We start from the raw sequence: 1591 nt of genomic DNA, 5'->3' as shown, positions 1-1591 counted from the left end.
AATTCCGCTTCGTATTATAAGGTCAGCCAGATATTTCTGGTTGACCATTTTTTATATGGTTTTATTATTACGGTAGCCGGGGTAGAACGTAATTCCGCTTGGGAGGAGGATCCCGTTAAATAAACTGTTCACCCCCTACTTGCTTAAACATGATTTGGCTGGTTGGGACAACGATCCCGTATAACAAGCGAAGCTATGAAACTGCAAGATGGACTAGGGGTTGCCGGCAAATTTAGATATTAATTGGAGGAGATAAAAAAATGAATCCTGTTGTTGGACTGGATGTGGCCAAAGGGGAAAGCCAGGTACAAGCCTTCCTAGAAAAGAAAAATCCTTATAAAACAAGCTTTAAAATACTTCATACTCTAGAAGGATTGGAAATGTTGAGTAAGTTTCTTATAGAAATAGAAAATCTTACGGGGATGAAACCACCCATTGTACTGGAGTCTACAGGGCATTATCATATACCGGTCGTCCAGTATTTTGAGGAAAGAGGCTACCTGCTTATTATCGTAAACCCATTAGTTTCTTATCGGGCAAAAAGCTCTTCCTTGAGGAAGGTCAAAACAGACATAATCGATGCTAAGCATCTCTGCGAGCTCTTTTATAAAGAGGATCTGGAGCCTTATAAAAAGCGTGGGATTCAGATTTTGAACCTTCGCAACCTTACGAGGCAGAACGAAAGCATGACAGGTATGTATGTACAAACAAAGCTTCAATTTCAGGCAGTGCTTGATCAGGTATTTCCAGAATACGAAAATGTTTTTGGTGACATGTATTCAGTTGTTTCTCTATTAATTTTATTGGAATTTCCAACATCAAAAGAGGTATTGGAAGTTGAAGAAGAAACCTTAGCCAACCGGATAAATGAACTTTGTAGAAGCCGTTCAAGTAATTGGGCACGGACACAGGCAAAGAAGCTTATCGAGGCAGCCGGTAGGAATCCATTTAAGGAAGTATTGTATCAAAGCCATATTGTCAGTCTGAAAATGCATATAAATATGCTTCTGGTGTACCAAAAGCACCTATCAACACTAGAAGCAGAGATAGATGCTTTGGCTAAAGAAATGGAAGAATATAAAATCCTTCAATCAATCCCTGGAATAGGTCAAAAGATCGCTGCAACGATCATTTCGGAAATCGGAGAGATTGAACGGTTTTACCACCCTAAAAAACTTGTTGCATTTGCCGGTATTGACCCAAGTATCTTTGAGTCTGGGAGATTCAAAGGGACAGTGAACCGGATTACAAAAAGAGGTTCAAGCAGGCTAAGACACGCTTTATATATGGCCGTGCAATGTGCCATCCGTGATTCCCGGAAGAAGAAAATGACCCCGGAAAGCATCCCATGTAATAGAAAAATGCGGGAGTACTACGATAAGAAACGTGATGAAGGAAAGCCATACAAGGTAGCCATAATTGCATGTGCAAATAAGCTTTTACATTGGATTTATGCACTCTTAAAAAGCAATTCAACCTTCCAAGATATAGTATAAATTGCAAAGCTATCTAAATAAACTAAAACCTTCCAAAATTGTTCTAATGGAAGGTTATTTGGCTTGCTTATTTTTAGAATACCACACAATAAAAA

The 1591-nt window shown here is 39.0% G+C and carries 1 protein-coding gene; it reads left to right on the top strand.

Annotated elements, in window-relative coordinates; all coding sequences use genetic code 11:
- The first annotated feature begins 260 nt into the window (after positions 1-260).
- The gene (locus J2Z40_RS19640; protein ID WP_066392140.1) at positions 261-1496 is read left to right on the top strand and encodes an IS110 family RNA-guided transposase; all 1236 of its coding nucleotides are present in this window, start codon (positions 261-263) and stop codon (positions 1494-1496) included.
- Positions 1497-1591: the final 95 nt, after the last annotated feature.

The sequence above is a fragment of the Cytobacillus eiseniae genome (assembly GCF_017874625.1).
GTDB lineage: Bacteria > Bacillota > Bacilli > Bacillales > Cytobacillaceae > Cytobacillus > Cytobacillus eiseniae.
This window is presented reverse-complemented; position numbering and strand designations above follow the sequence as displayed.